Genomic DNA, 26,206 nt, shown 5'->3' with positions numbered 1-26,206 from the left:
CTGTGACCACTACCTAAAACGGAAAAACGTTTCTTGATTCTCATACGTATTATAACACGAAATGCCATATTTCGTCAATTTTTTCCGTTTATTTAACTATTTAATAGTTAAATAACTGACAGTAAAATCAGTGAAAAAACGATCTGTAAATAAGTTTTTACAGAAGTATCAAAATCTATTTTATTAACAACTGATTAATTTTTAAAATCTATAAATAATTTGTCAAATTCCGTAGAAACTATTAATGGTTAGTCTATAGCCAAACATCTAACCAGAGTTCCTCCTTTTATCTGATTTTGCGCTCCTATTTCGAAGTCCACACTAAATTTAGTGTGGACATTTTTAATATGAAATAAAGGCTACTATTAAGTAGTTATTTCATATTAAATGAAGATGGTAGGACATTAGGATTGGCTCTAACAGCAAATTCAACGAATTTAAATCGATCGGCACGATGTTTTGAGATCGTATATTGGAATAAGCGCCCGTCAGTTAAATACGTGTAACTTTTAACAACGACAATCATTTCATCATCCTTAATATCTAAGTATTTACGATCAAGTTCTGAAACTTTTTGAACTGTAATCTCTTTTTGTGCATAACCCACCTGAATATTTAATTCTTCTTCAATATATTTATAAATCGAATGAGTACATATGTCCTCAGTTAAGTCATTAATGACATCACGCATAATATAGTCTTGATCTAAGATCACACGTTCCCCATCGATTTGACGTGATCTTAAAATACTCCACACCTCTTGTTCCTCTGTCAAATTTAACTTTTCCATAATGTATTTATTGTTTTTAACGACTTGGAATTCTTCTAATAGTGTTTTACTATCCATATGCTCTTGATTAGATAACTCTGAAAAGCTTGTAATTTTAGCAATGGGAAAATTAAGTTTATGAATATCATTAACAGTGGCTAACTTTCCACGTGCTTTTGTAATATAACCATTGGTCACTAACATATTTAATGACTTACGTACAGTATCTCGTGATGCTTCATATTCTCTCATTAAATCAGCTTCTGATGGCAAACTATCCCCAATTTTATAAATGCTATTTTCTATTTTATTTAAAATATCATCATATATTTTAATATATTTACTTTTCATTCTTAATCACCCCATCTATTCTATCATGTGGATAACTATATCTCAACATACAAAAGGGACTACACACTTATCATGCAGTCCCTTTCATTTTATCCTTTTTTATAAAACACAACTGATTCATACGGACGAAGCGTTAATTGTTGAGTTAACTCTTTTGCCTCATAATTAGATAATAAACATTGATAATCTTTTACATCTTCAAGATCTAATGTCACTTGTGTATCTTTTCCATAGAAGTTGTTTAAAACAATTAAAACATCATTATTTAACGTACGACGATACGCATAAACAGCTTCATGATCCGGTAACATTGGTTCATATGTTCCTTCGGCAATAACTTCATATTGCTTTCTTAATTCAATTAATTTTTTGTAGTGATAGTAGATTGAATTTTCATTTTCTAAGTTGTTTTTCACGTTAATTGTTTCATAGTTATCGATTACACTTAACCATGGTGTTGCTTCACTAAATCCAGCATTTACTTCATCATTCCATTGCATTGGAGTACGTGAATTATCACGAGAACGCGCCATGATAATATCGTATGTTTCTTCCTCTGTATGCCCTTGTTCTCTTAAGATGTTGTAGTAATTTAAACTTTCAACATCACGATATTTATTCATATCGTTAAAGTAAGCATTTGTCATTCCAATTTCTTCACCTTGGTAAATATAAGGTGTTCCGCGTAAGCAATGAACCGTAGTTGCTAACATCTTAGCGGATTGTTCATGATAGTTTTTATCATCACCTAAACGAGAAACAATTCGTGGTTGATCATGGTTACACCAGAAGACTGCATTCCATCCATTGCCTTCCATCATACTTGTTTGCCATGTATTAAATAAGTGTTTTAACTCTTCGAAGTCGAATTCTTTTAATTTCCACTTATCCCCATCTTTATAATCAACTTTTAAGTGGTGGAAGTTAAAGACCATGCTTAACTCTTTTTCATCAGGATTTGAATATTTTAAACAGTTTTCAATCGTTGTTGAAGACATTTCCCCAACTGTAATAATATCTTCATGTTTACCAAATGTATTTTCATTTAATTCTTTTAAATGTTTGTGGATACGTGGCCCATCTGTATAGAAGCGACGTCCATCTCCAACATAATCATTTTCAAGTGTATCTGGTTTTGAGATTAAGTTGATAACATCTAAGCGGAATCCTTTAACTCCTTTTTCAATCCAGAAATTAACGACATTGTAAATCTCTTGGCGTAACTCAGGATTTTCCCAGTTTAAGTCGGCTTGTGTTACATCAAATAAATGCAAATAATATTCATCTAAATGTTCTACATACTCCCATGCATTTCCACCGAATTTAGAAACCCAGTTTGTTGGAGGATTTCCATTTTCACCTTTTCTAAAGATATAGTAATCTTTATACTTTTGGTCTCCTTGTAACGCTTTTTTAAACCATTCATGATACGTTGACGTATGGTTAAATACCATATCTAACATGATTTTAATGTTACGTTTTGTTGCTTCTTCAACAAGCATCTCGAAATCTTCCATTGTCCCATAAGCTGGATCAATGTTGTAATAATCCGCAATATCATATCCGTTATCGTTTTGTGGTGATACGAAGAATGGTGTTAACCAAATATAATCAACACCTAACCCTTGTAAGTAGTCTAACTTTTCAACAACTCCGCGTAAATCTCCAAATCCATCATTATTTGAGTCATTAAATGATTTGGGATAAATTTGATAAACAACACTATTCTTAAAATCTTTCATTTTTCAAGCTCCTCTACATTAACATGAAATGGATAATACAGAATCCCCTCTTTTTTCTCAGCACATGAAGAATGAACAAGGTACTACTATATTATCCATCTGTTATTTTTTAAAACAATTTTTTATTTTCATTACACAACTAATAAAAGATAAGTTATTGAAACTGATTCTTTCATTGTAGTTTTATTTCTTTTTAGCAGCAAAGATAACTGTTAAAACGAATGAGACAACAATCGCTACAAGTGATGCTACCGCAAACATTAACATATGTTGTGGTTGAATCGATAAGATTCCAGGTAATCCACCAATTCCAACTGAATTAGCCATAACACCTGTTCCAACCGAAATAACTGCTGCTACTGCTGAACCAATCATCCCTGCTAAGAATGGGAAGCCATATTTCATATTGATTCCGAAGATCGCTGGTTCAGTTACACCTAAGTAAGCTGAGATACAAGCAGGAATTGAAACTTGTTTTTCTTCTTCATTTTTACGGTTAACATAAATCATTCCTAAAACAGCTGATCCTTGAGCAATATTTGATAAAGCAATCATTGGCCATAACATTGTTCCATTAAATTCTGCTACTAATTGTAAGTCGATAGCATTTGTCATGTGATGTAATCCCGTGATAACTAATGGTGCATAAGCAAATCCAAAGATTCCAGCAAATAACCAAGAGAATGTTGATGTTAAACCAGCGTAAACCACATTAGAAATCCAAGAACCGATTGTCCATCCAATTGGACCAAGTACTGTATGAGCTAATAAAACAGTTGGAACTAAAGCAAAGAATGGAACAACGATCATTGAAATCGCATTTGGAGTGATTTTTTTGAAGAATCGCTCTAAATAAACTAACGTAAATCCGGCTAACATAGCTGGAATAACTTGAGCTTGATACCCAATCATTTCAACTTGTGCAAATCCAAAATCCCAAATTGGTGCAACAGAATCTCCACCTACTGCATAAGCATTTAATAATTGTGGAGAAACTAATGTAATCCCAAGAACAATCCCAAGAATTTGTGTTGTTCCCATCTTTCTTGTAACTGCCCATGTAATACCAACAGGTAAGAAGTGAAAAATAGCTTCACCGATTAACCATAAGAAGTTATACGTTCCAGACCAGAACTGAGACATTTCAACTAAAGTCTTCGTTCCATCTTCGAACATCTTAACATCACCAATGATATTACGGAATCCTAAGATTAACCCCCCGATAATGATAGCAGGAATTAATGGTGAGAAAATTTCAGCTAAATTTGCCATTAAGCGCTGAATCCCACTCATGTTCGATTTAGCCGCTTCTTTGACATCATCTTTACTCGCTTCTTCAATTCCTGCAACTTCTTTGAAATCATTGTAAAACACTGATACGTCATTTCCAATAATAACTTGGAACTGTCCTGCTTGTGTAAATGTTCCTTTAACTAATTGTAACGCTTCGATTTTTTCAATGTTCGCACGTGATGGATCAACTAATACAAATCGCATACGTGTCACACAGTGTGTAACCATTGAAATATTATCTTTCCCACCAACAAATTCTAATAATTGTTGTGCTTCTACTTGATATTTCCCCATAGTAGACCTCCTGAAGTATTTAATCAATTTTCGACACTATATTCAACATATACGTACATGAATACGTTTTTAAATGAAAATTTTATTTAAGTATACGTACATGTTAGAGTTTTTTATGACGCTTTCATTGTATCTTATACGTATATGTTTGTCAATCTTTATTCGTATAGCGTTTACATTTTTTTATTATTAAATTTTGTTTGATAACGATGAGACTTGATCAAACAAAAAAATCAATGCCAACAGGCATTGATTTTTTTTACTTAATTAAAGAAAGCAACTCATTATCTGACTAACTATCGTGTGTTTTAGATTTCGCATCATCTTTATACACGGCAGTTTTCGTTAATGTACTACAGCGTTTCAATTTCAATTCATTAAGACTGTGTAACTGAGCAGGTGCTAACTTCATAACACTCGCCTCCTTTAAAATTAAGTTACACACTTAATATTCCACTAAATGAGTGCGTTTTATTCATCTAATTAATGAGATGATTTAAAGTCTTTACTAATGTTTCAATCATATAGTTATCGACTCCTTTAAAGCTTCGAAGCGCACGAATAGGCATGTCTTGAATCATCGCTAGTTTCATCTCTTTACTAATCGCATCGTTATCATTTTTCTCACCCATAATCTCTAAGACACTTGAAATCATCTTATTTAATGGCTTATACTTCATCAAATCCCCCAAAGTTGTATTTTGGGTAACTTTAGAAGGTAAACTTTTTGTACTTTCAATAAAAATTTTCGTTTGAAGTCTAATATCTCTTGAAGAGGATCCAACTAATAAATGATAATTTCCGGTTGATACATACCAATCAGAAATTTTAACTTCATAATAAGCAAAATCTCGTTGACTTAACTCAAACGTAATTATTTTCGTCTCACCCGGTTCTAAGGCAACTTTTTCGAAATTCTTTAACTCTTTTATTGGACGAATAACTGAAGATGTTAAATCTTGCACATATAGTTGAGCGACTTCTTTTCCAAACACAGAACCTGTATTAGTAACTTTAAAACTTAAGGTTAAGGACTCGTCATCACGCATTGACGTTTGACTAACAACAAGATCATGATACTCAAACGTCGTATAGCTACATCCATGACCAAATGGAAACAAAACAGGTAGTTCCTTTGTGTCATAATAACGATAACCGACAAATAACTTTTCATCATAATAAATCTCATCATCAATGACTTGATACGATAAGTATGCAGGCGTGTCCTCTAGTCGAAGTGGAAATGTTTCGGCTAATTTTCCAGAGGGATTCGTGTGACCAAACAATAAATCAATCGTTGCTTCACCTACCGCTTCTCCTCCAAGATACATTTCTAAAATCCCCTTAACTTCATTCACCCAAGGCATTTCAACCGGTGATCCGTTATGTAAAACAACGACCGTATTCGATTGAACAGCGCATACCTTTTCAATCAATTCATTTTGACAATTTGGAAGTTTCATATGTTGACGATCATAAGCCTCAGATTCAAAAGCATCTGGAAGTCCCGCAAAAATAACAGCGACATCACTTGATTTGGCTAATTCAACAGCATCATTTAATAAATCAATTTGCGTTTCATCAACATCAGTAACAAATCCTTGAGCATACGAAATACACCCAACCTCTGATACAGCGTCTAAGGCACTGCTTACCCTGTAAGGTTTAATATGAGAACTTCCTCCCCCTTGAATACGTGGTGTTTTAGCAAATTCACCGATAAATGCAATTTGACAATCGTTAGCTGATAAAGGTAAAATGCCTTCATTTTTTAATAAAACGGCACTCTCATTAGCCAGTTGACGAGCCACTTGATGGTGAGCTTCTTTATTAAACGTCATCTCTTTTTTGTTATCCACATATTCGAAAATTTTAGTTAAAATTCGTTCAATACTTTCATTTAAAATCTCTTCACTAAGTGTTTTATTTTTAATGGCCCGTTTAATCTTTGCATCATTTGTTCCTCGACTTCCCGGCATCTCTAAATCAAGTCCTGCTTTTAATCCAGCGACACGATCATTAACAGCTCCCCAATCACTCATCACACATCCATTAAATCCCCATTCGTTTCTTAAAATATCAGTTAGTAAGTAAGAGGATTCCGACGTAAAGATTCCATTCAATCGATTATAAGATGTCATAACACTCCAAGGACTAGCCTCTTTAACTGCTTTTTCAAATCCAGCTAAATAAATTTCTCGTAATGTTCGTTCATCTACTTCTGAACTAGCCGTCATTCGGCGATTTTCTTGATTATTACAAGCAAAATGTTTTAAACTTGTTCCGACTTGATGACTTTGAACGCCTTTAATATACGTCGTTGCTAGTTCTCCTGTTAAATAAGGATCTTCTGAAAAATATTCAAAATTACGTCCCCCTAATGGAGACCGCTTAATATTGATAGATGGCCCTAAAATAAAAGCAATATTTTCAGCTTGGCACTCTTGTCCTAAAACATCTCCTAATCGATATAATAAATCTCGATCAAATGAACAAGCAGTCGTTACGCCACTTGGAAAACAAATCGCTTCAATACTATTATTAATATCCGTATACTTCGCATCATCTGATTGCTTTCTTAAACCATGGGGTCCATCACTTACCATGACTGATGGAATTCCTAAACGTTTAATTGATTTTAGTCGCCAAAAATCTAGTCCTGAACAAAGACTAACCTTTTCTTCAAGCGTCATTCGAATTATGAGCTCATTTAAGTCTCTCATCCTTAAAACCTCCCATTTCCTTATATTATATTCTGTCGTTAATTAACATATTTACATTAATAAAAGAATTTTAAGACTTAAATGTACAAAATTTGTTTCTATCAAAAAAGACCACTCAAGTGGTCCTTTTTACTTATAACTCCGCACTGTTTAACTCATGATTTAAAGGAAATACTTTTATCTTTCGCATGGAGTGATATTCATAAAGCACTAATGTGTTAACGAGTCCTATAAAGGGAGCAAATAATTGATCAACAACTGGCAATGTCTCTAGTACTGTATGAGGTTCACTGCTCATTAATAACGTGACATGAGGAACCCAATTATTTGACTGAATTGTATAGTTATATCCAATCTCACCATAATCATTATCATAGCGTTCGTGAATGATTTGATGCATCTCAACAAGTTCATTAGAAGGCTGTGGAGCAATAAACAAAACCTTTAATGCGAATAATCCTAAGTGATTAAAATTAAGTTTGATTGGATAAAGTCGTTGGCACTGACCATCAATCCACTCACAAAGTTCAAATTCGTCAACATCCATGTAAGCCCCTAGTGTTAAATGTGGTAAAAAAACTGAAGGTTCGTCTTTAGATGATGGAATGGCCTGTTTCATTGAATGAAATATGTCATTTGTTTGATCATCAAAAAGTGCCATTAAATAATAGTATGGTTTCTCCACAATAATCTCCTCCTTTTTTAGTTATCTCTAATCAATTTCAATTATAAAAAGCAAATGAACGACTGATTATTTAAAACGATTTTTAAACCTATATAAACCATCTAGTGTTGAATTAAAATATTAGAACTGTAGCAACATTAAAAATTTTTTATCCATGAAAGATTGACCGTAACCTCTGTATAGTTATATGCAAAATCAATAAACTCATCAATATTCTTATCAGTATAATATGTCTAGTAAAACGAACAGCTACTGATAAAAGGGTTCTTCAATCACTATAGCTTTTTAATAACTTAAAAAAACTTAGATACTTATGGATTAGACATAAAATGCTTTACTATGTCTTTAAAAGATGTCATACTGTTAAATAATAACTTTTTTCAAGGAGTGATAGGATGCAGCGTATTCAAATTAAAGAAACAACACTTTCACTATGTCCAATTGGTTTTGGAACAGCAAATGCAGGAATTGCATGGGATAAAGAAGACGCCTTTAAAATGCTAGATCGGTATGTTAGCCTTGGAGGAAATGTCATTGATACAGCTCGTATTTATAATGACTGGGTTTTAGGTGAAATTGGTCGTTCAGAACGTGTTATTGGAGATTGGATTGAGTATCGAGGAGGACACGATGATTTAGTTATCATGACAAAAGGAGGACATCCTCCACTAGATAACATGAATCAAAATCGACTAAGTAAAGAAGAAATGCGTTCTGACTTAGAAAAAAGTCTAAATGCTTTACGTATTAACTGTATTGATATTTATTTTTATCATCGTGATGATGAAAGCTTACCTGTTTCACAATTAATCGAGACAATGGAAGATTTCGTTCGTGAAGGAAAAATTAAATACTATGGTTGCTCAAACTGGAAAACATCACGTATGAAAGAAGCTATGGCATATTGTCAGGAAAAAGGATATCGCGGATTTGTTGCCAATCAAGCGCTATATAATATTGCATCAAAAGCTATGAAACCTTATCCAGATGAAACAATGGTTGTCATGGATGAAGAAATGCTACAATTTCATAAAGAATCAAACGTTTTAGCGATGCCTTATTTTAGTTTATGTAGTGGATTTTTCACTAAATTAGAAGCTGGTTTAGATGTAACAGATAGTCCTTACTACACAGAAGAAAACTTACAACTAGCTAAAAAATTAAATACATTGACTAAAAAATACAATTGCTCTTTAACACAAATCATTATGGGATTTTTCTTAGTTCAAGACATGCCTTTTTGTGCATTAGCTGGAGCTAGTCGTGAAGCACAGTTACTTGATTTCATGGAAACATTAAATATTCCATTTGACTTAAACGACTTTAAGTAATTGTTCATTTAAAAGCTGATTTTTAATGATTCAATACACAAAAATTTATTATCTCTTCAATTATCATCCATTATTTTGGCATAATCTTAAAAACAGTGATTAAAGAGAATAAATTTAATAAATTTGGCTATGATAAAAATGGCTACATGTCTCAGTACACTAAGTGAATTTATTTACTAGCCTTCTTTCTACTTCCTAAACAAAAATCCACAAGTTACCTAACTTGTGGATTTTTATCTTCAATCATTTAAATGACTAGACTGAATTTATTCAGTCTCTTTTTACGCTTTTATAAATAAATCGACATTAATATAACAATTGCAAGATTTAAAATAGGAATCAAATGATCTACGATATAATCAACAACAAAATATTTTGTCTTTTCTTCACCAAACATAATTTGTTCTAAACAATAGTTTCCAATTAAATATCCCATTGATAAAACAAATGAAATAAGCGTTAGTAACGGCTGATCATAAATAAAAGCTCCTACAAAAGGATGCATGATAAAAAATACGCCTGTTAAACGTCTTAAGTTGTGAACAAGTACTGTTGCATCGACAAGCTCCCCTGCTTCATCATACATTTGAGCTACTTCTTGAACCATATATGTGTTAATCTCATCAATCGCTCGTTTAACATGTGTCATATACTTTGGATAAGACACAAATCGTTTACGTTGTAAGATGGATTGAAAGTTTTGAATCGTTAAAAAAATAAAACTACATAAAAAAACTGCTTTTAAAATATACATAGGCTTCCCTTTTCCCTCTATCCGTCAAATTTCGATAATCTATGATTATCATAAGAGATTCACTTCTGATAATCAAGTCCTTCCTAAGTTTTTAATAGGATTTCATCTAAAACTTCATCTCTTAACTTTCTTTATTATCAATCATATCTCTTCCCTTTACATCTTATGATTGAAAACTCTAAATCATTAATTTTTTTAGAAGTTGATGAACTAGTATACAAGTTAGCATTTATTTTTAATGTATTACCTTGTTCTGTCGATTTATGGTAAACTAGCGCTAGAAATAATGTGGAGGAGATTGTATGAGAAAATTTATTATTGATACAGACACAGCATCTGATGATGTGATTGCTATTATCACAGCACTTCGTGAACCAAGTATTGACGTATTAGCATTAACAGTCGTAGCTGGTAATATCGGAATTGATCAAGCTGTTCAAAATGCGTTAGTGGCTATTGATGTGGCCAACACTTATCAACCACGCGTTTATAAAGGAATGGGTAAACCACTATTTCGCGATTTATTTACAGCGGATAATGTTCATGGTGCAGATGGATTAGGAAATATGTTTTTAAACATCCCTGATATTCCTGTGGAATCAGAACACGCTATAGATGCCTTAATTCGCTTAATTGAAGAAAATCCTTATGAGATTGAACTAGTAACGCTTGGACCGTTAACAAATATCGCGATGGCTGCGTTAAAGGCACCAGAAACGATGAATAAATTAAAATCAATCACCTTAATGGCAGGAACAGGACTAGGGGCTGGCAATACAACTGAAACGGCTGAATTTAATGTTTATGTTGATTCAGAAGCACTTGCTATCGTACTCAATTTAGAGGTTCCAAAGCTATTCGTAGGTTGGGATGTCATTGAAAAAAGATCATTTATTACTGAAAAAGATTTAAACGATTTAAAGAACAGTCAGTCAGACACAGCCAAATTTGCGGTTCGATGCACTGAATCACTTTATGAATATTGTAAAAAACTTGGACTTAATGGATTTGAATTAGCCGATCCTACGGCTATGATTTGTGCCATTTGGCCTGAAGTCATGACAAAGTGTATTAATGCTTATGCAACTGTTGAGACGAAAAAAGATGAGAATTATGGTCAAATCTTTTTAGACCAACAATCCAGTACACCAAACTCTGTGACTTGTATTGATCTTGACAGTGACTTATTTAAAACTTATTTATTTAATAGTTTATTAAAACAGTAAAGACAAGTCTTTCATTCCTAACATGGGGGCTTTTACTTAACTCATTAGTAAAAAGACAAACGAATTCATCTAAATTTATGAGTAATTCAGATTTTAATTTGAATGATACATATTTCCCCATAAATCCTATTTATTTAGAGTTATACTAAGATAAAAATCTTAAAACGGGAGTGAGTAATATGAATCAGCTGGAACGATTTAAAGCTTATATTGTTGGAGACTTTGATAATAAACAACAAATAGAAAAACAAATCAAGGAAAGTCAACTGACTCATCCTTATGCTAAACATATTAATCGCGTTGTTAATGATCGCATTAAAAACTTACCAGATGAATTAAATGGATTTTTTGTTTTAGAGGAAAGTTATTTTACAACACTAAAGCTATCCGATGAAGGGTTAGTGCAAGAAGATCGTCACCGTCAATCTTCCCATCTGTTTTTCTTTACATTAACTGAAGAGAATAACGTTCAATTAATCTCTTACGAGACTCCTAAAAACTTACCTTCTCGTGAATTTACCAATGATAATGAGAACCTAGAACTAGATTATTGCACGTTAAGCATTTCTGAAAAATTTACTCCTTTAGTTTATCACTATGAAAATGACGTCTTCTATGGAAAATGTATCAGTCACTTTACAACAGATACTACTTTTACTTTAGAGGAATGGATTAAAAAAGATGCATTATTAGTGACTGAAATTTTAGAAAAAAAAGGACAGATTCTAATTGGCGTTCCTTCCCCAATTGAATACTGTCGCATCATTCAGTCAAAAGAATAAGCTAATGCTTATTCTTTTTTATGATTCATTATTTTAATAGCTTCTAAAATCGTGTAACTACAATAAAAAATCGTAAAAATAATTCCTAAAAAACAACTTAAAATCAGCCACGTATTTGCAAGATCAGAAGCGACTGAACTCAGCAAGGCATTAAGTCCCATAATAAAAACTAAAAATACAATGAGGGTACTGACTATCGATTTTCCTATCTTTTTATAAAGACGATGTCCCTCCTGATAAAACTCTTTTTCTTTTGCATCCATCAATCGTTCTCCCCTTTTTTAGATCATCTTCATTTATTCTATCATAAAATATATCGATATCATTTAACTATAAAAGCGATAGCCCCTTTGCTATCGCTTTTTCATCTAATTATAAGTGAGAATATCTAAGCGGTCTTGTAATAAACCTAAAGAACTTATAAATGATATATGCCCAAACTCCATACTGAAATCCAATAACAACAATAAAAAATGAAAGTTTAAAAACAAAAACTAAAAACATAATAAAGCTAATAACTAAGCTAATTAAAGCACTCATCATTGAGCCCTCCCATAGTGATTTTACATCCTATCTATCATATGCAACGACTTATCTTTTTAGCATCTTTTTATCTAAATGATCATAAACTTTTTATCTCATAAACCTATCTCCTCATGATAAAACTAAAACCGACATAAACTACCAAAATTCACGTGTTTATATTAAATAAAAACTAGCCGTTTCAACTGTTCTCCTGTTAAAATAGTCATTAGATTTATTTAGATACTAATCGACAAATTGATGTTATAAGGAGGATTCATGAAACGAAATACATTTAATCAATGGTTAAAAAAGCAACCTAAATTTATTAAATTTCTCGTTACCATTTTATTAATCGGTGGATGTATCTTTTTTGGAGAAGACTTCTATGATTTTTTAATTTCCAATACAAACAATATCTCAACTGAACAGGTTACTTTAAAACGAGTTGTGGATGGAGATACCATTATTGTGACGACTCAAACCAATGAAGACATTCGAGTTCGACTAATTGGAATTGATGCGCCTGAAAGTGTTCATCCAGATACTGATAAAAATACTGTTGAAGGTGAAATCGCTAGTAACTATACAAAACAACAATTAAAAAAAGGACAAACACTGTATCTAGAGTTTGATGAAGAACGTCAAGATCAGTATGGTCGAACACTTGCTTATGTTTGGTTAACTAATGACTTTGATTCGACTTCTGTAGAAGATATTTCTAATCACATGTATAATGCTAAACTCATTGTTAATGGATATGCTATCGCTAAAAGATTTCCACCTAACACGAAGTATGCAGACATCTTTGACGAACTTGAACAAAATGAATAGTAAATAAAACCTGCTAAACAATTAAGCGGGTTTTATTTTTTAGTTTTTTTCAAAAACTGTTCATTCCATCGATAATGACTTTTAATATATGGCATCATACTTTTTCCTTTTAAATGGGCCATTAACATAGGAGTCAGAGCAACTAAAGCATCTCGATATCCCATTTGAATTTTTTCAATAATCGCTGACTGATTAAAATTGATGGTCCCCGATCCATTAATTAATTCTAATGAAGCGGATGGATAAATTTCAATAATATTAGATTGTGGATAAAGTTTTCGATCAATTTTATCTGAGTAATTTAAATGAACCACGATAATTAAATCACAATCATGCTTCATTAAAGGATAAATAGGAACGTTATCTGCATTAGGTTTTGGATATAATGGATTATTAATTCCACCATCTGCATATTGTTTGCCTTTAAATGAAACAGGAGAAAAGAGATAAGGAACTGCACAAGAAGCGACTGTAATATCGATAATTTCTTCTTTTGAATAATTATTTAATCTAAAATACTGAGGATATCCTTCTGTTACATTATAGACGCAACTATAAACATGAGTGCTAATATCGTTTAAAACAGAAACATCAACAAATTGTTGAATATAATCTCGAATTCCTTTTTGAGAAATAACGCCTAGTGTACTAAAGTCAATATTGTCAGTCATTGACTGCCCCTTATGTAGCGTGAAATTTTTAATTAGTTCCCCAATCTCACTAATTTTGATGCCTTCTCCTTTTGTCATAATTTTAGAATAAGATAATGACTTCCAACCTTTCTCAATTAAATCTCGGTCTTTCATACATAAACATAGTGCATTAAGTGTTCCAATCGAAACACCTGATACAACTTTTACATTATCGATTAAATCTAAATCCCATAGTGCACGAATGACTCCCGCCTGATAGGCTCCTTTTGCTCCCCCACCAGCTAAAACTAATCCCACATTAAAATCAAAAAGTTGCCGTCCTCTAAAAATCATAACTTCACCTCTTCTGTTGTTTTATTATAGTGTATGTGAGTTTTTAAAAGTAATCGATAAATTTAACAAAAAAAGCCTAGATTAAATCACTAGGCTTCTGTTACAATCATTATTTTTTTCGATTTGACTTGTAGTAAGTAAACTTAATAATGAAACAAGCAATAAATAATAAACCAATAATCAGTACACTTAAAATCATAAATAACTCTTCAGGTAAGGCTAAAATGACAGGATCTGTTCGGTAATCAAACATCCAGTAATCGTTTCTAAAAAAAAGTTTATGAAACATCGTAAAGGTGTTTGAAAAATTAAATGTAATCATCGCGATTAAAGCAGTAAAAACAATAAATACCAAATTAGCTCCTTTATTAAAAATGGATAAAATACATTTATCCTTATCACGATGCTTAATGACTAAATAAATGATCATCGCGATAATAAATAATAAAATAATTGTATATAAAACCATAAAGATACTTTTAACATCTTTAAAATGAATGATTCCCGCTTCACTCATGATAAAATCAGGTAGTTTTAGTGGTTCTTTCCTTGGTCTTTGTAAATAAGAAATCATTGTTTTATAATTTACCATTAATTCATGTTCAGATAATCCAGTGATCATTGTTAAACCGTATTTATGAATAACGTAGTTATAAACGGATGTACAATTTAAGACGATTAATACACTAGTTGCGACCAGTGTCAGGAAAAACCAAATAGCACCTATTCCTTCAATCATCCATTGTTTAATATTCATCTTTTTTAACATATTTTATATCTCCCTTTTCCTAACGTCTCATCATCCACTAAGTCGTTATCATTAATAAATGCCCTGTTCATTCTATTGCAACACCAATAACCCAATCGTATAGTATGACAATAGATTATAAATAATAAAAATGATAAATCACTTCAACTCGTCATATAATGAATTGATGAGCTATCATTCTTTTCTTATTATAAAATCATATGAAGGAGATGACAATAACTAATAGGAAAATATACCCTATTATCGTCATCATAAGTCATTAAACGGTGACTTGAAATTCTTAAGTATTTTTTAATAGTTAACTTAACTCGTGTTAAAATTCTCCGACTTTCTAAATCAATTGATCAACGATAAGGATATTCTATTTGTCTTCATAACCAGTTTCAAAGTAGTTCAATTCCAAAAATATTGTCATTTAATGTAGATTGGTATTACACGATAAAAACTGAAAAATCATTTAAAATATGATAGAATAATAATATTATTAATAAATTCTAAATGCTTTTGAAAGGGAGTGATGAGTTTGGATTTCAACCAATTAATCTTAACAGAGGATGAAGACATCCGTGTAAAACGCGCTCATGCGGTAAGTATTGAAATTGAAAGTTACATGGGTCATGGTCCACTTGAAGTGATGGAATTTGGATGCAAAACGGGTCTAATCTCCTTAAACCTAAAGAACAAAATATCAGAAGGATTACTTGTGGATAGCTCCGCAGAGAATATTAAAGAGCTTGAACAAAAACTTCGTGATCGCCATCTCTCTCATCTTCAAACGTATACGGGTGATATTTTAGAGTCAGATATTGATCGTCAATTTGATGTCATTTACAGTTCAATGGTCATGCATCATATTAAGGACTTCAAAGCAGTCATCAAAAAACTAGTTAGCTATTTAAAAAATAATGGGAAACTAATCATTGTTGATTTATTACCTGATAGTGGAGAATTTCATCGTCATCATTTAGAATTTGATGGACACCATGGATTTACAATTAACGAAATGGTAGCAGCCTTAAAGGAAGCCGGTTTAAAAGAAGTGACTGGTCGTAAGTTTTACTCAAGTTATAAACCAATCGAAAATAAAAACCATCCTTATAGCTTATTTAGCGTAATAGGAATGAAATAAAAACGTAGTCTAACCGACTACGTTTTTTTGGTTCTATAATATTTGGTGTTGCTGATGAAACAACGCCTCTTTTTATGGCATAAAAAAAGAGACATCCCGTCTCCGTCCTGTTACAATGTTATCGGCTAAAAAACAATAGAAAGGATGGATTGGATGTCTCACTCCTATTTTACTAGAAAACTCTTAAATATTAAAGACAAACAGATCACCTTTGAAGAAGATTATTTTGAAGAGGTGAAGATTCATGGTGTGACTAGCTTCATTTTTAAAGGCATTTTATCTTATCAACCCACTCATTGCGAACACTGTGGGACACTATTTGATTCAAAGTTCAAAAAACATGGGTTTAAAACCTCTCGAATTGTCATTCCTAAAGTTTCACTCCATGATACTTATTTAGATTTAAAGAAACAACGTTACTACTGTGGGCATTGCCAATCTACCTTCACTCTAAAAACATCGATTGTTGAAAAGAACTGCTTCATTTCTTACAACACCAAACATGCCATTGCGTTAGAAGCACAAAATAAAATCTCGGAGTCAGATATTGCCCGTCGTCATCAAGTCTCTCATTCAACTGTGAATCGCATCATCCATAGCTTTTATGAGTCACAAAACTTAAACTTTAATTTTTTGCCTGAAAACCTTTGTTTTGATGAGTTTAAATCCGTTAAATCTGCCCAGGGGCATATGTCCTTTATCTTTTGCGATGCCGATACGAAACAAATCATTGATATCATTGAAGATCGACGTTTAAGTTCCCTTCAAACCTATTTTAAACGATATACCCAAGAAGCACGTTCTCGTGTCAAACATATTGTCATTGATATGTACGCCCCTTATATCAGCTTAATTAAGGAGCTTTTTCCTCAGGCCAAAATTGTCCTCGATCCATTCCATCTCGTTCAACATATTTCTCGTGCGTTAAATAAAACAAGAATTCGATTCATGAAACAGTTTAAGAAACACAGTCGCAAATTTAAACGTTACTGGCGATTATTTTTAAAGTCTCACACCTTACTTAACACCACGACTTATCGTTCCGTTTACTGTTTTAAACAACCGATGCGTGAGATCGATATCCTAAACTTTTTACTTAATTTATCTCCTGAATTAAAAGCAACCTATGATCTCTATCAAGACTTACTTTTCGCTCTTCAAACCAAAAACTTAGAGCGATTCCATCACTTACTTCAAGCCAAACACCCTCTGATTTCTCCTGAATTCCAAACCGCTTTTCAAACCTTTAAAACGTATCAATCTTATATTGAAAACACACTGACCACTTCGTACACCAATGGTCCCATTGAAGGCATTAACAATAAAATTAAAGTCATTAAACGAATCGCCTTTGGCTATCGAAGCTTTTACCATTTTAAATCAAGAATTCTTATCACTCAAAACCTAACCAAACCCAAAGTAAAAATCCTAGCATCATAACCACTAGGATTTCAATTTAAGTCACTCATTGTAATAGATAAAAAGTTAATCAGCAACACTATTTGACAAAGAGCCGTTTTTTTCATAAAGATTTTATTTTTGAAACTGATCAATAAAAGATAGAATCGTTTGTTCAACCTTTTGTTGCTCATCCCCACGATAATAGAAATGACCAGACTCACAAAGCTCTACCACTTCAAAATCAGCTCCTGATAAACTATTTTTTAAAATCTTAACAGTTTTATATCTAACAAACTCATCACATCCACCATGAATAAACAATAACTTCTTCTTCAGATGAGGCAGTCTTTTTTTAGTTTGATTCATCAAATAAAACAAATCTAAATATCTTGGAATCCAGTGAAGATAATTTCTCCATGTTCCTTTTGTAATACTCCAAGCTCGATAGCTTGCTAATACATACTCATCATTTGGACTATAGCGACCTGTCATGACTTTCAATGAACAAATAAATCCCTTCAAACTAACTTTCACTGCTAACGGGGTGGCCATCGCAACTACGCCTACGACACTGTCATGTTTCTCACTCGCTAACAATGATAATAAAGATCCCATCGAATGTCCGACTAAAATAATAGTTAAATATTTCTTAGATAATTGTTCAATTTTTTCATCTAAGAAACTCACCCACTGATCACGATTACTTTTTGAAAATCCTTCGGCAGTTGTTCCATGACCTGGAAGTAAAATTCCAAAAGCGGACATTCCGTGATCTAACACCTTAGCTGCCAATCCATGAAATTGAAATGGACCTTCTAAAATACCGTGAACAAAAATAACTGCTGTGTTTGCCCCAGCTAACTCACAGGAAAATGGCTCATGTGCAGCATGTTTTTTTATATTCATTTTATCATCCCCTGTTCACAATCTTTCTCAATCATTAGTTTTAATGCTACTTTGTTATTCAATACATCCCAATCAAAAATATCACGAGTTTAAACTATTACTTTCTAACTCACTAATTAGCCTGTTTTTATTTATCATTAAAAAGACACTCTACTTTATATTGAGCATCATGCAAAAAAGAATACCATAACTACTTATAATAGTCATGATATTCTTGTTTTAACTAATTTAAGAAATAATCATAGGCACTTAAAGCATCTAAGACATGGTACTGTGGTGTATACGGACTTCCCTTTGCATGAGTTGTTATTAACAAGTATTCATTATCACCATCTGTCGCATAACTTGCTAAACAAAGTGCAGCTTCTTCTGTATAGCCTGTTTTTCCACCTAACACCTCACCCCCATCAAAAATAGGAGACGCCATTCGATCAAACATACGACTTGTAAATGTTAAGTCATTCGCACTATCTGTCGTGTAAGACTTAGCTGAAAATATTTCTCTAAACATTTCGTTATGTAAGGCAGCTTTTTCTAACATGGCTAAATCCCAAGCCGTTGAATAATGCTCATCATCATGAAGTCCGACTACATTAGTAAAATGAGTATCTTTCATTCCTAACTGTTTTGCTTTTTCATTCATGAGCGCCACAAATCCTTCTTCAGAACCAGCCACTACTTTAGCTAACATTAAAGCTGCATCAGCACCCGATGGTAGCATCGTTCCATACAATAGATCTTTGTAAGAGACGACTTCTCCATTAGAGAACCCTGCAATCGCAGCCCCCTCTGCTGCCAATGCCTGATAATCTACATCGATAATAATCTCTTCATCTTTCATATGTTCTATTCCAACTAATACGGTCATCATTTTAGTTAATGAAGCAGGATAAGTTCGTTCATACGCATTCTTTTCATAAATGACTTCATTTGTTGTTAAATTAACTAAAAGCGCATAATCACTCATCAGATCTAAATCAACATCAGATTCAGTTAACACTTGATTCGTTTTAAAACCATAACCGTAAAAAAGAGTAAATGATAATTCTTCACGATGACAACTATAAAATTGATCGTAATGATTAGAAAATGATTCATTATTGACAGTCGCTTGTACGTTTATAGGCATTAAAAAACTTAGCATTAATAAAGCACTCATCATTACTTGTTTTGATGTTTTTAATTTAAACATAAAAAAATCAACTCCTCTTATATGAATATTAAACCATATAATTGAAATTGATTCTTTATTAATTTTATGTAATTATTTACCTTAAACTGACTTTTATGTTTATTGATGCTTTTCTTGTAACTTTTTAAAGAAACGACAAATACTCTCTAACGCTAGAACTAGATCTTCACGAAACTCTAAATCTTTAAGAGCAGCGTTGACTAATTCTTCATGGAATTGCTCATGGATTTCAAAAACTTTTTGTCCTTTTTCTGTTAAATCAAGTAGAACGACACGTCGATCGTTAACATCTCGTTTACGAGTCACATATCCCTTCTCAACTAAACGATTCACAGAAGTTGTTAATGTTCCCATTGTAATCATTAAACGTTTAGATACCGTCCCCATCGTTGCGGGCTCACATTTGCGAATTGCCTCAATCACATGAATTTCTGTCATTGTCACATCCACAGCATCATTTTCTGTTAAATTACGTTCTTCTAAAATCAAAATTTGATTAAAAACATCTGTTAATAAATCATTAATCACTTTTCTCGAACGATCCATCCACACTTCACCTCCGAATTTTAATTTCTCTATTCCATTAATAGGTTGTTAATCTCGCACCTAATTATAACATTTATCCACAGGAATTTAAATTTTTTATGACCGCATTCTAAAAGATTAAAAAAACTAGGAGAACGATATGATCACTCTCCTAGTTAATAGCTCAAATTATTGTTGGGCTTCAATATATTCAACGATATTTTTTACGCTTTTCATTGATTTTGCATCTTCTTCAGCGATTTCTAAATCGTATTCTTCCTCTAATGCCATGATTAATTCTACAGCGTCTAATGAGTCAGCTCCTAAATCTTCTAACGTTGATTCAATTGTTACTTTTTCCTCATCTACACCTAATTCATCTACAATAATTTCTTTAACGCGATCAAATACCATTTTGACTTCCTCCTTCATCTAACTATACTATTATTATAAATACTTTGAATAGCAAAGTAAACAGTTTTTTGTCTTTTTCATTTGAAAAGCAAACTATTTTTATTAAGCTTTTTCGACAGTATATTTAGACTTTAACCCTTGTGTGAAGTTAGAGTACATTTCGTTTTGTTTTTTAGATGTTAAGTATTGTTGAATTTGTCCTTTTACATCTGCAAATGGAAGAACATCTTTTTTATCTAATAACTTAATTAAGTGATATCCGAATTGTGTTTTAACAACTCCTGAAATTTCACCGATATTTAAAGCAAATGCTGCTTGTTCGAATTCAGGAACCATTTGTCCACGACCGAAATCTCCTAAATCTCCACCACGTGATCCAGATGGACATTTTGAATTAACACTTGCTAACTCGTGGAAGTCTGCTCCATTTTCAATCGCTGCTAATAACTCTTTAGCTTGCTCTTCTTCATCTACTAAAATGTGTGCCGCACGAATCATTTCTTCTTTGAATTGATCTTTATTTTCATTGTAATACGCTTCACACTCTTCATCTGTTACAGTAATTGTTTTAAACATTTGTCCGATACTGTGTTGGAAAACAAATTCGCGATATAATTTTTGGAATTCTTCTGTTTGTGTTAATCCTGATTCAATCGCATCTTCAACGACTAATTGGCGTGCAATTAACTCATCTAATAAATCTTGTTTTTGCTCATCTGTTGTAATATTGATATGTTGTTGAGTACGTAATGCTTCAACTGTTTCATTTAACATTTCTTCAGTGATAGCATAATCTTTAACTTTTGCTAATACTTTTGACATGATCGTAACATCCTTTCGGGTTCTTTTTATAGACCTATTGTATTATTTATTTCAATTTTAGTAAATATATATACCAAATTATTCATCGGTATTTCTGTATTATCCACATCTGGCATTTCATAATCTGAAGCAATGAAGTTAAAATAACTCATCAAACTCTCCTCTCATGATTAAAAAATACCTTACCGCTACATCGATATTATAACATTTTTTACCATTTACATGATATACTATCACTAAAGAAAGGAGAAGGATAACATGGAACTATTAGGTGAAACAAACGTTGTGGTAAGCTTTTTTTCTTACATCTTATTTAGATTACCTAATCTATTAAACTTGATGATTTACTTCTTAGTTATTTACTCACTCATTCTATTAATTAAATGTTTAAAAATTTATATCAAAACTCATTCGAATGAATCTAAAACTAAGGTGCAGTAAATAAACAAAGAGGGATTACGTCTAGTTAGACATAGTCCCTCTTTGTTTGTTATTTTGCTTCTGGAGCAATCATAGTTAGAGCTAATCGTTTACGTTGTAAATCAACTGAGTCTACCCACACTTTAACGATATCCCCAACTGAGACAACATCCATTGGATGTTTAACGAATTGCTTGCGCATTTTTGATAAGTGAACAAGTCCATCTTCTTTCACTCCACAGTCAACAAAGACTCCAAAGTCTACAACGTTACGAACTGTTCCTTGTAATTCCATTCCTGGTTTTAAATCTTCTAGTTTTAAAACATCTGAACGTAAAAGGGGGGCTTCAATATCATCACGAGGATCGCGATTTGGAGCAATGAAGGCATCTAAAATATCATTTAACGTATGTTCCCCTACTCCTAAACTTTGAACTAAATTCTCACGATTTACTTTTTCAATCGCGGACTTTAATTCAGGTGTTCCTAAATCATCTTTATTAAATCCTAGTGTTTCAAGCACTTGTTCTGCAACTTGATAACTTTCTGGGTGAATCCCTGTTTTATCAAGTGGATTCACTCCATCAATGATACGTAAGAACCCAATTGCTTGCTCATATGTTTTAGCTCCTAAACGAGCTACTTTCTTTAATTCTTCACGTTTAGTAAACTTTCCAACTTCATCACGATGTTTAACAATGTTATTCGCAATGGTTGTTGAAAGTCCCGCTACATACTTTAATAACGCAGGTGATGCCGTATTAACATTAACCCCTACCTGGTTCACCGTTGTTTCAACAACAAAGTTTAATGAATCATTTAACTTAGATTGCGTCACATCATGCTGATACTGCCCAACTCCAATCGACTTTGGATCAATCTTAACTAATTCAGCTAATGGATCTTGTAAGCGACGTGCGATAGATACTGCTGAGCGTTCTTCTACTTGTAAATCAGGAAATTCTTTTCGAGCTAATTCTGAAGCAGAATAAACGGATGCCCCTGCCTCATTTGTAATAATATAATAAATCGGATGTTTAATTTCTTTTAAAACATCAACGATAAAGCTTTCTGTCTCGCGTGAAGCCGTTCCATTTCCGATAGAAACAATCTCAACTTGATACTGATTAATTTTATCAATCACCTTTGCACGAGCTGCCGCCACTAACTTAGGATCAGCCGTTGAACCTTTAGATTTTTCATGTGGATAGATTACATCGATATCTAAAACTTTCCCTGTTTCATCAACAACAGCTAACTTACATCCCGTACGAAACGCTGGGTCTACCCCTAATACTACTTTTCCTTTCATCGGTGGCTGTAATAATAACTGACGCACATTTTCTGAGAAAATATGAATGGCTTGATTTTCAGCGATTTCTTTTAAATGAGCACGAATTTCACGTTCAATCGATGGTTTAATTAAACGTTTATAAGCATCTTCAATCGCTAATTTCACTTGTTTTGTCGCTTCTGTTACTTCATGAACACAAATTACCTGTTTAATTAAGTAACGATGCACCCCTTCTGCATCATCTAAAATAGAAATACGTAAAATTTTCTCTGATTCTCCACGATTCATCGCAAGCACTCGGTGAGGAACAATGCGTGAAATAGGTTCACTATATTCATAATACTGTTCATAAACTTTACGCTCATCTAATGATTCATCACGAACTTTAGATTGAATCTCACCTTTTTTCGTCATATATTCACGAATCCATTTACGATAATCAGCGTTATCGGCAATCGTTTCAGCGATAATATCACGCGCCCCTTGTAAAGCCTCATCAACACTTAAAACTTCATCATTGATATATTTAGAAACTTCGCTTTCAAGGCTTTCAGTTGGATATGTCAATAAATACTGCGCTAACGGTTCTAACCCCTTCGCCTTTGCCATGGTGGCACGTGTTTTCTTCTTCTCTTTGAATGGACGGTATAAATCTTCAATCTCTGTTAATTTTTCAGCTTTTAAAATTTGATTTTTTAACTCAGGTGTTAACATTCCCTTTTCATCAATTAAACGAATAACATCGTCTTTACGTTGTTGTAAGTTTACACCATACTCATACGTTTTCGAGATCTCTCGAATTTGTTCTTCGTCTAATGCTCCTGTTACCTCTTTACGATAACGAGCAATGAATGGAACTGTTGATCCTTCTTCAAGTAACTTTAAAACCGCATTAATTTGATTAGTCGTAATATTTAATTGCTTAGCAATCTGTTGGTATAACTTATTCATAAATTGTTGTTCCATCAAAAGGTCCTCCTCATGTATGCAAGCATCAGTAACTTTTTGTAAAAAACTACTGACTTGATTATCTGTCACTCATCATTAATCTTATAAAACGTATATTGTTCATTTGTTTCGCTAAACAACGACGTAAAATATTGTATCACAAATCAAAAAATAAATAAGCAAATATCTAAAATTTCCCACAAACTGTTGATTTAAGGTCTTTTAGAAATTTATTTAGAGCAAATTTAAAAATAAGCTATTCATAGATGAAAATAACATGATTGCCTAGATCATTGCATACTATCAGTTAGGTTGTTATAATGCAAACATAACTTAGATAAAAAAAGAGGGATGAGAATGAAAAAAGCTATAATTTTTGACATGGATGGATTATTAATTGATAGTGAACGCGTCACATTTGAAGAATACTGCCTTAAATTGAAGCAATTAAATTATGAATTTAATGAAGATATTTACCGTCGTTGTCTTGGAAAAAATAAAACTGGGATTTATCAAGTATTGTTAGATCATTTTGGAGACAGCTTTCCAATCGATTCTGTTTGGGATGACGTTCATGTTTCTTTAGATCATCGACTGCAACAAGAAGTTCCGTTAAAAAAAGGAATCATCGAACTACTAACTTTCTTAAAGGAACGTGGGTATAAAACAATTGTTGCTACAAGTAGTTCTCGTCAGCGAGCAGATATGATTTTAAAAGCTGCTAATCTTCATCACTACTTTGATGATACGATTTGTGGTGATGAAGTGACTTGTGGAAAACCTAATCCAGAAATTTTCTTAACGGCTTGCGAGAAATTAGGGGTTGATCCTTGTGAGGCTTTAGTTTTAGAAGATAGTGAAGCTGGAATTATGGCTGCACATGCTGGAAATATCGATGTCATTTGTGTTCCTGATATGAAATATCCAGAAGAAGAATTTGTTTTAAAAACAACTAAAGTCGTGGATTCATTACTTGATGTCATCGACCATTTAAAATAAAAAAGAAAAAACTGTTATCTGATTAGATAACAGTTTTTTAGTGATGGTTTTAAACATACTCTCCCAATATAAATAAAGGCAACGAGTTCTTGCCTATTCTTAAACTTAATCCTTATCTATCATACAGCAATAATATGTAGAATTCATGGGGATACCGTCAAATTATTGTAGAAACTTCTTTAAAAGTTAGGATGACTTGATTCTTTATCTAATTGTAAAATGATCTTAATCAGTTATCTACATTAGCATTCATTCGCTAAATTAATCCTAATTCTTTGCATGCTTTATAAATTCCATCTTCATAAACTGGCTTAGCTACATAATTGGCATGTTTTTTTAATTCTTCATGAGCATTTCCCATCGCAACGCCACATCCTACTTTTTGTAACATTTCAATGTCATTTAAGCCATCTCCAAAAGCAATCGCATTTTCCGGTTTTAATCCTAGTTTGTTTAAAATAACCTCAATTGCCGTTGCTTTTGATCCGACTTTAGGTAATAAGTCAATTCCATTGGGTTGCCAACGAACCACTCGTACCTCTTCAATAGACTCAAAAATATGCTCCTCTTCTTTTGTTACTCCCGCTACCATTTGATAAATTTTATAGTCTGGTTTTTCTAAATCTGTTTCAATGATTGGATAAGGAAGATTCATATTATCAAGAGCCTCTAATAAAACCTCTTGATTTTCTCCTGATAACACATAATGATGAGTAGGCATCCATAACAGGGGAACATGATACTTTTTAGCTACCGTCACAATTTTATCAAGCAATTCACTACTATAAGGTGCTTCATACATCACTTCACGATTCATTACTGCATATTGTCCATTCGTACAAATATAACTGTCAATTCCAAGCCCATCTAATAGATCTTCAATCATAAAAGGTGAACGTCCTGTCGCAATAAAGGGTGTAATCCCATTTTCTTTTAATAAACGAATCGCCTCAATTGTTGAAGCTGGAACTAAATCCATATCGGATAGCTGATCACGTGTTGAATGATTATCCACAATCGTCCCATCGACATCAAAAAACGCAACCTTAATCTCCATTTTCAAACCTCCTGCTTATAAAAAAAATCAAAACTCAA

The 26,206-nt window shown here is 32.6% G+C and carries 22 protein-coding genes and 1 pseudogene; 7 read left to right on the top strand and 16 right to left on the bottom strand.

Annotated elements, in window-relative coordinates; all coding sequences use genetic code 11:
• Window positions 1-373 precede the first annotated feature (373 nt).
• The 5 genes from treR to JRC48_RS11090 form a co-directional block, all read right to left on the bottom strand.
• A complete protein-coding gene (gene treR / locus JRC48_RS11110) occupies window positions 374-1,120 on the bottom strand; it encodes a trehalose operon repressor (RefSeq protein ID WP_235069569.1) in 747 nt (248 codons plus the stop codon).
• 89 nt (window positions 1,121-1,209) lie between these two features.
• On the bottom strand, window positions 1,210-2,862 hold the full coding sequence (gene treC / locus JRC48_RS11105) for an alpha,alpha-phosphotrehalase (RefSeq protein ID WP_235069568.1): 1,653 nt from the start codon (window positions 2,860-2,862) through the stop codon (window positions 1,210-1,212).
• Window positions 2,863-3,045: 183 nt separating this feature from the next.
• Window positions 3,046-4,449: a PTS system trehalose-specific EIIBC component gene (gene treP / locus JRC48_RS11100; RefSeq protein ID WP_235069567.1), complete on the bottom strand. Its 1,404-nt coding sequence runs from the start codon at window positions 4,447-4,449 to the stop codon at window positions 3,046-3,048.
• Between the two features lie 479 nt (window positions 4,450-4,928).
• Window positions 4,929-7,172 carry a glycoside hydrolase family 3 C-terminal domain-containing protein gene (locus JRC48_RS11095; RefSeq protein WP_235069566.1) on the bottom strand — a complete coding sequence of 748 codons (2,244 nt, stop codon included), beginning with the start codon at window positions 7,170-7,172 and terminating at the stop codon, window positions 4,929-4,931.
• 133 nt (window positions 7,173-7,305) lie between these two features.
• A complete protein-coding gene (locus JRC48_RS11090; RefSeq protein WP_235069565.1) occupies window positions 7,306-7,857 on the bottom strand; it encodes a 2'-5' RNA ligase family protein in 552 nt (183 codons plus the stop codon).
• Between the two features lie 395 nt (window positions 7,858-8,252).
• Here JRC48_RS11090 and JRC48_RS11085 point away from each other — a divergent pair, with 395 nt between their 5' ends.
• A complete protein-coding gene (locus JRC48_RS11085; RefSeq protein WP_235069564.1) occupies window positions 8,253-9,188 on the top strand; it encodes an aldo/keto reductase in 936 nt (311 codons plus the stop codon).
• Between the two features lie 289 nt (window positions 9,189-9,477).
• On the opposite strand, the gene JRC48_RS11080 is transcribed toward JRC48_RS11085, so the two are convergent.
• Entirely contained in the window at window positions 9,478-9,942 is a 465-nt protein-coding gene (locus tag JRC48_RS11080) for a hypothetical protein (protein ID WP_235069563.1), read from the bottom strand.
• A 302-nt stretch (window positions 9,943-10,244) separates the two neighbouring features.
• Between JRC48_RS11080 and JRC48_RS11075 the strand changes: the two genes are divergently transcribed.
• Together JRC48_RS11075 and JRC48_RS11070 are read left to right on the top strand one after the other, a co-directional pair.
• Window positions 10,245-11,168, top strand: a complete 924-nt coding sequence (locus JRC48_RS11075; protein WP_235069562.1) for a nucleoside hydrolase — start codon at window positions 10,245-10,247, stop codon at window positions 11,166-11,168.
• Window positions 11,169-11,347: 179 nt separating this feature from the next.
• The gene (locus JRC48_RS11070; protein ID WP_235069561.1) at window positions 11,348-11,950 is read left to right on the top strand and encodes a hypothetical protein; all 603 of its coding nucleotides are present in this window, start codon (window positions 11,348-11,350) and stop codon (window positions 11,948-11,950) included.
• 8 nt (window positions 11,951-11,958) lie between these two features.
• Here the strand turns inward: JRC48_RS11070 and JRC48_RS11065 are convergent, their stop codons facing one another.
• Complete coding sequence (locus tag JRC48_RS11065) at window positions 11,959-12,213, bottom strand: hypothetical protein (protein ID WP_235069560.1); 255 nt, start codon at window positions 12,211-12,213, stop codon at window positions 11,959-11,961.
• A 538-nt stretch (window positions 12,214-12,751) separates the two neighbouring features.
• Here JRC48_RS11065 and JRC48_RS11060 point away from each other — a divergent pair.
• Complete coding sequence (locus JRC48_RS11060) at window positions 12,752-13,306, top strand: thermonuclease family protein (RefSeq protein ID WP_235069559.1); 555 nt, start codon at window positions 12,752-12,754, stop codon at window positions 13,304-13,306.
• 32 nt (window positions 13,307-13,338) lie between these two features.
• Here the strand turns inward: JRC48_RS11060 and JRC48_RS11055 are convergent, their stop codons facing one another.
• Both JRC48_RS11055 and JRC48_RS11050 read right to left on the bottom strand, forming a co-directional pair.
• Window positions 13,339-14,292, bottom strand: coding sequence for a patatin-like phospholipase family protein (locus JRC48_RS11055; protein WP_235069558.1), 954 nt, complete (start codon window positions 14,290-14,292; stop codon window positions 13,339-13,341).
• Between the two features lie 109 nt (window positions 14,293-14,401).
• Window positions 14,402-15,061 (bottom strand): TIGR01906 family membrane protein, encoded by a 660-nt coding sequence (locus JRC48_RS11050; protein WP_235069557.1) that lies wholly within the window; start codon window positions 15,059-15,061, stop codon window positions 14,402-14,404.
• Between the two features lie 523 nt (window positions 15,062-15,584).
• Here JRC48_RS11050 and JRC48_RS11045 point away from each other — a divergent pair.
• Together JRC48_RS11045 and JRC48_RS11040 are read left to right on the top strand one after the other, a co-directional pair.
• On the top strand, window positions 15,585-16,190 hold the full coding sequence (locus JRC48_RS11045; RefSeq protein WP_235069556.1) for a class I SAM-dependent methyltransferase: 606 nt from the start codon (window positions 15,585-15,587) through the stop codon (window positions 16,188-16,190).
• Window positions 16,191-16,343: 153 nt separating this feature from the next.
• Window positions 16,344-17,630 carry an ISL3 family transposase gene (locus JRC48_RS11040; protein WP_235069555.1) on the top strand — a complete coding sequence of 429 codons (1,287 nt, stop codon included), beginning with the start codon at window positions 16,344-16,346 and terminating at the stop codon, window positions 17,628-17,630.
• A 93-nt stretch (window positions 17,631-17,723) separates the two neighbouring features.
• On the opposite strand, the gene JRC48_RS11035 is transcribed toward JRC48_RS11040, so the two are convergent.
• From JRC48_RS11035 to JRC48_RS11010, 6 genes and pseudogenes are all read right to left on the bottom strand, one after another.
• A complete protein-coding gene (locus JRC48_RS11035; RefSeq protein ID WP_235069554.1) occupies window positions 17,724-18,497 on the bottom strand; it encodes a carboxylesterase in 774 nt (257 codons plus the stop codon).
• A gap of 223 nt (window positions 18,498-18,720) precedes the next feature.
• Entirely contained in the window at window positions 18,721-19,689 is a 969-nt protein-coding gene (locus tag JRC48_RS11030) for a D-alanyl-D-alanine carboxypeptidase family protein (protein WP_235069553.1), read from the bottom strand.
• A gap of 99 nt (window positions 19,690-19,788) precedes the next feature.
• A complete protein-coding gene (locus tag JRC48_RS11025; protein ID WP_235069552.1) occupies window positions 19,789-20,235 on the bottom strand; it encodes a MarR family winged helix-turn-helix transcriptional regulator in 447 nt (148 codons plus the stop codon).
• A 168-nt stretch (window positions 20,236-20,403) separates the two neighbouring features.
• On the bottom strand, window positions 20,404-20,628 hold the full coding sequence (acpP, locus tag JRC48_RS11020; protein ID WP_370630370.1) for an acyl carrier protein: 225 nt from the start codon (window positions 20,626-20,628) through the stop codon (window positions 20,404-20,406).
• Window positions 20,629-20,853: 225 nt separating this feature from the next.
• Window positions 20,854-21,126 (bottom strand): annotated as a pseudogene (locus tag JRC48_RS11015) (peptidylprolyl isomerase); the annotation flags it as partial.
• A gap of 814 nt (window positions 21,127-21,940) precedes the next feature.
• Window positions 21,941-24,130: a Tex family protein gene (locus JRC48_RS11010; protein ID WP_304941320.1), complete on the bottom strand. Its 2,190-nt coding sequence runs from the start codon at window positions 24,128-24,130 to the stop codon at window positions 21,941-21,943.
• Window positions 24,131-24,469: 339 nt separating this feature from the next.
• Here JRC48_RS11010 and JRC48_RS11005 point away from each other — a divergent pair, with 339 nt between their 5' ends.
• A complete protein-coding gene (locus tag JRC48_RS11005) occupies window positions 24,470-25,111 on the top strand; it encodes an HAD family phosphatase (protein WP_235069550.1) in 642 nt (213 codons plus the stop codon).
• A 256-nt stretch (window positions 25,112-25,367) separates the two neighbouring features.
• Here JRC48_RS11005 and JRC48_RS11000 read toward each other — a convergent pair whose 3' ends face one another.
• The gene (locus tag JRC48_RS11000; RefSeq protein ID WP_235069549.1) at window positions 25,368-26,168 is read right to left on the bottom strand and encodes a Cof-type HAD-IIB family hydrolase; all 801 of its coding nucleotides are present in this window, start codon (window positions 26,166-26,168) and stop codon (window positions 25,368-25,370) included.
• Between the last annotated feature and the right edge of the window lie 38 nt (window positions 26,169-26,206).

The organism is Turicibacter sp. TJ11, from assembly GCF_021497505.1.
GTDB lineage: Bacteria > Bacillota_I > Bacilli_A > MOL361 > Turicibacteraceae > Turicibacter.
The sequence above is the reverse complement of the archived record's forward strand: the minus strand, read 5'-3'. Positions and strand labels throughout refer to the sequence as shown.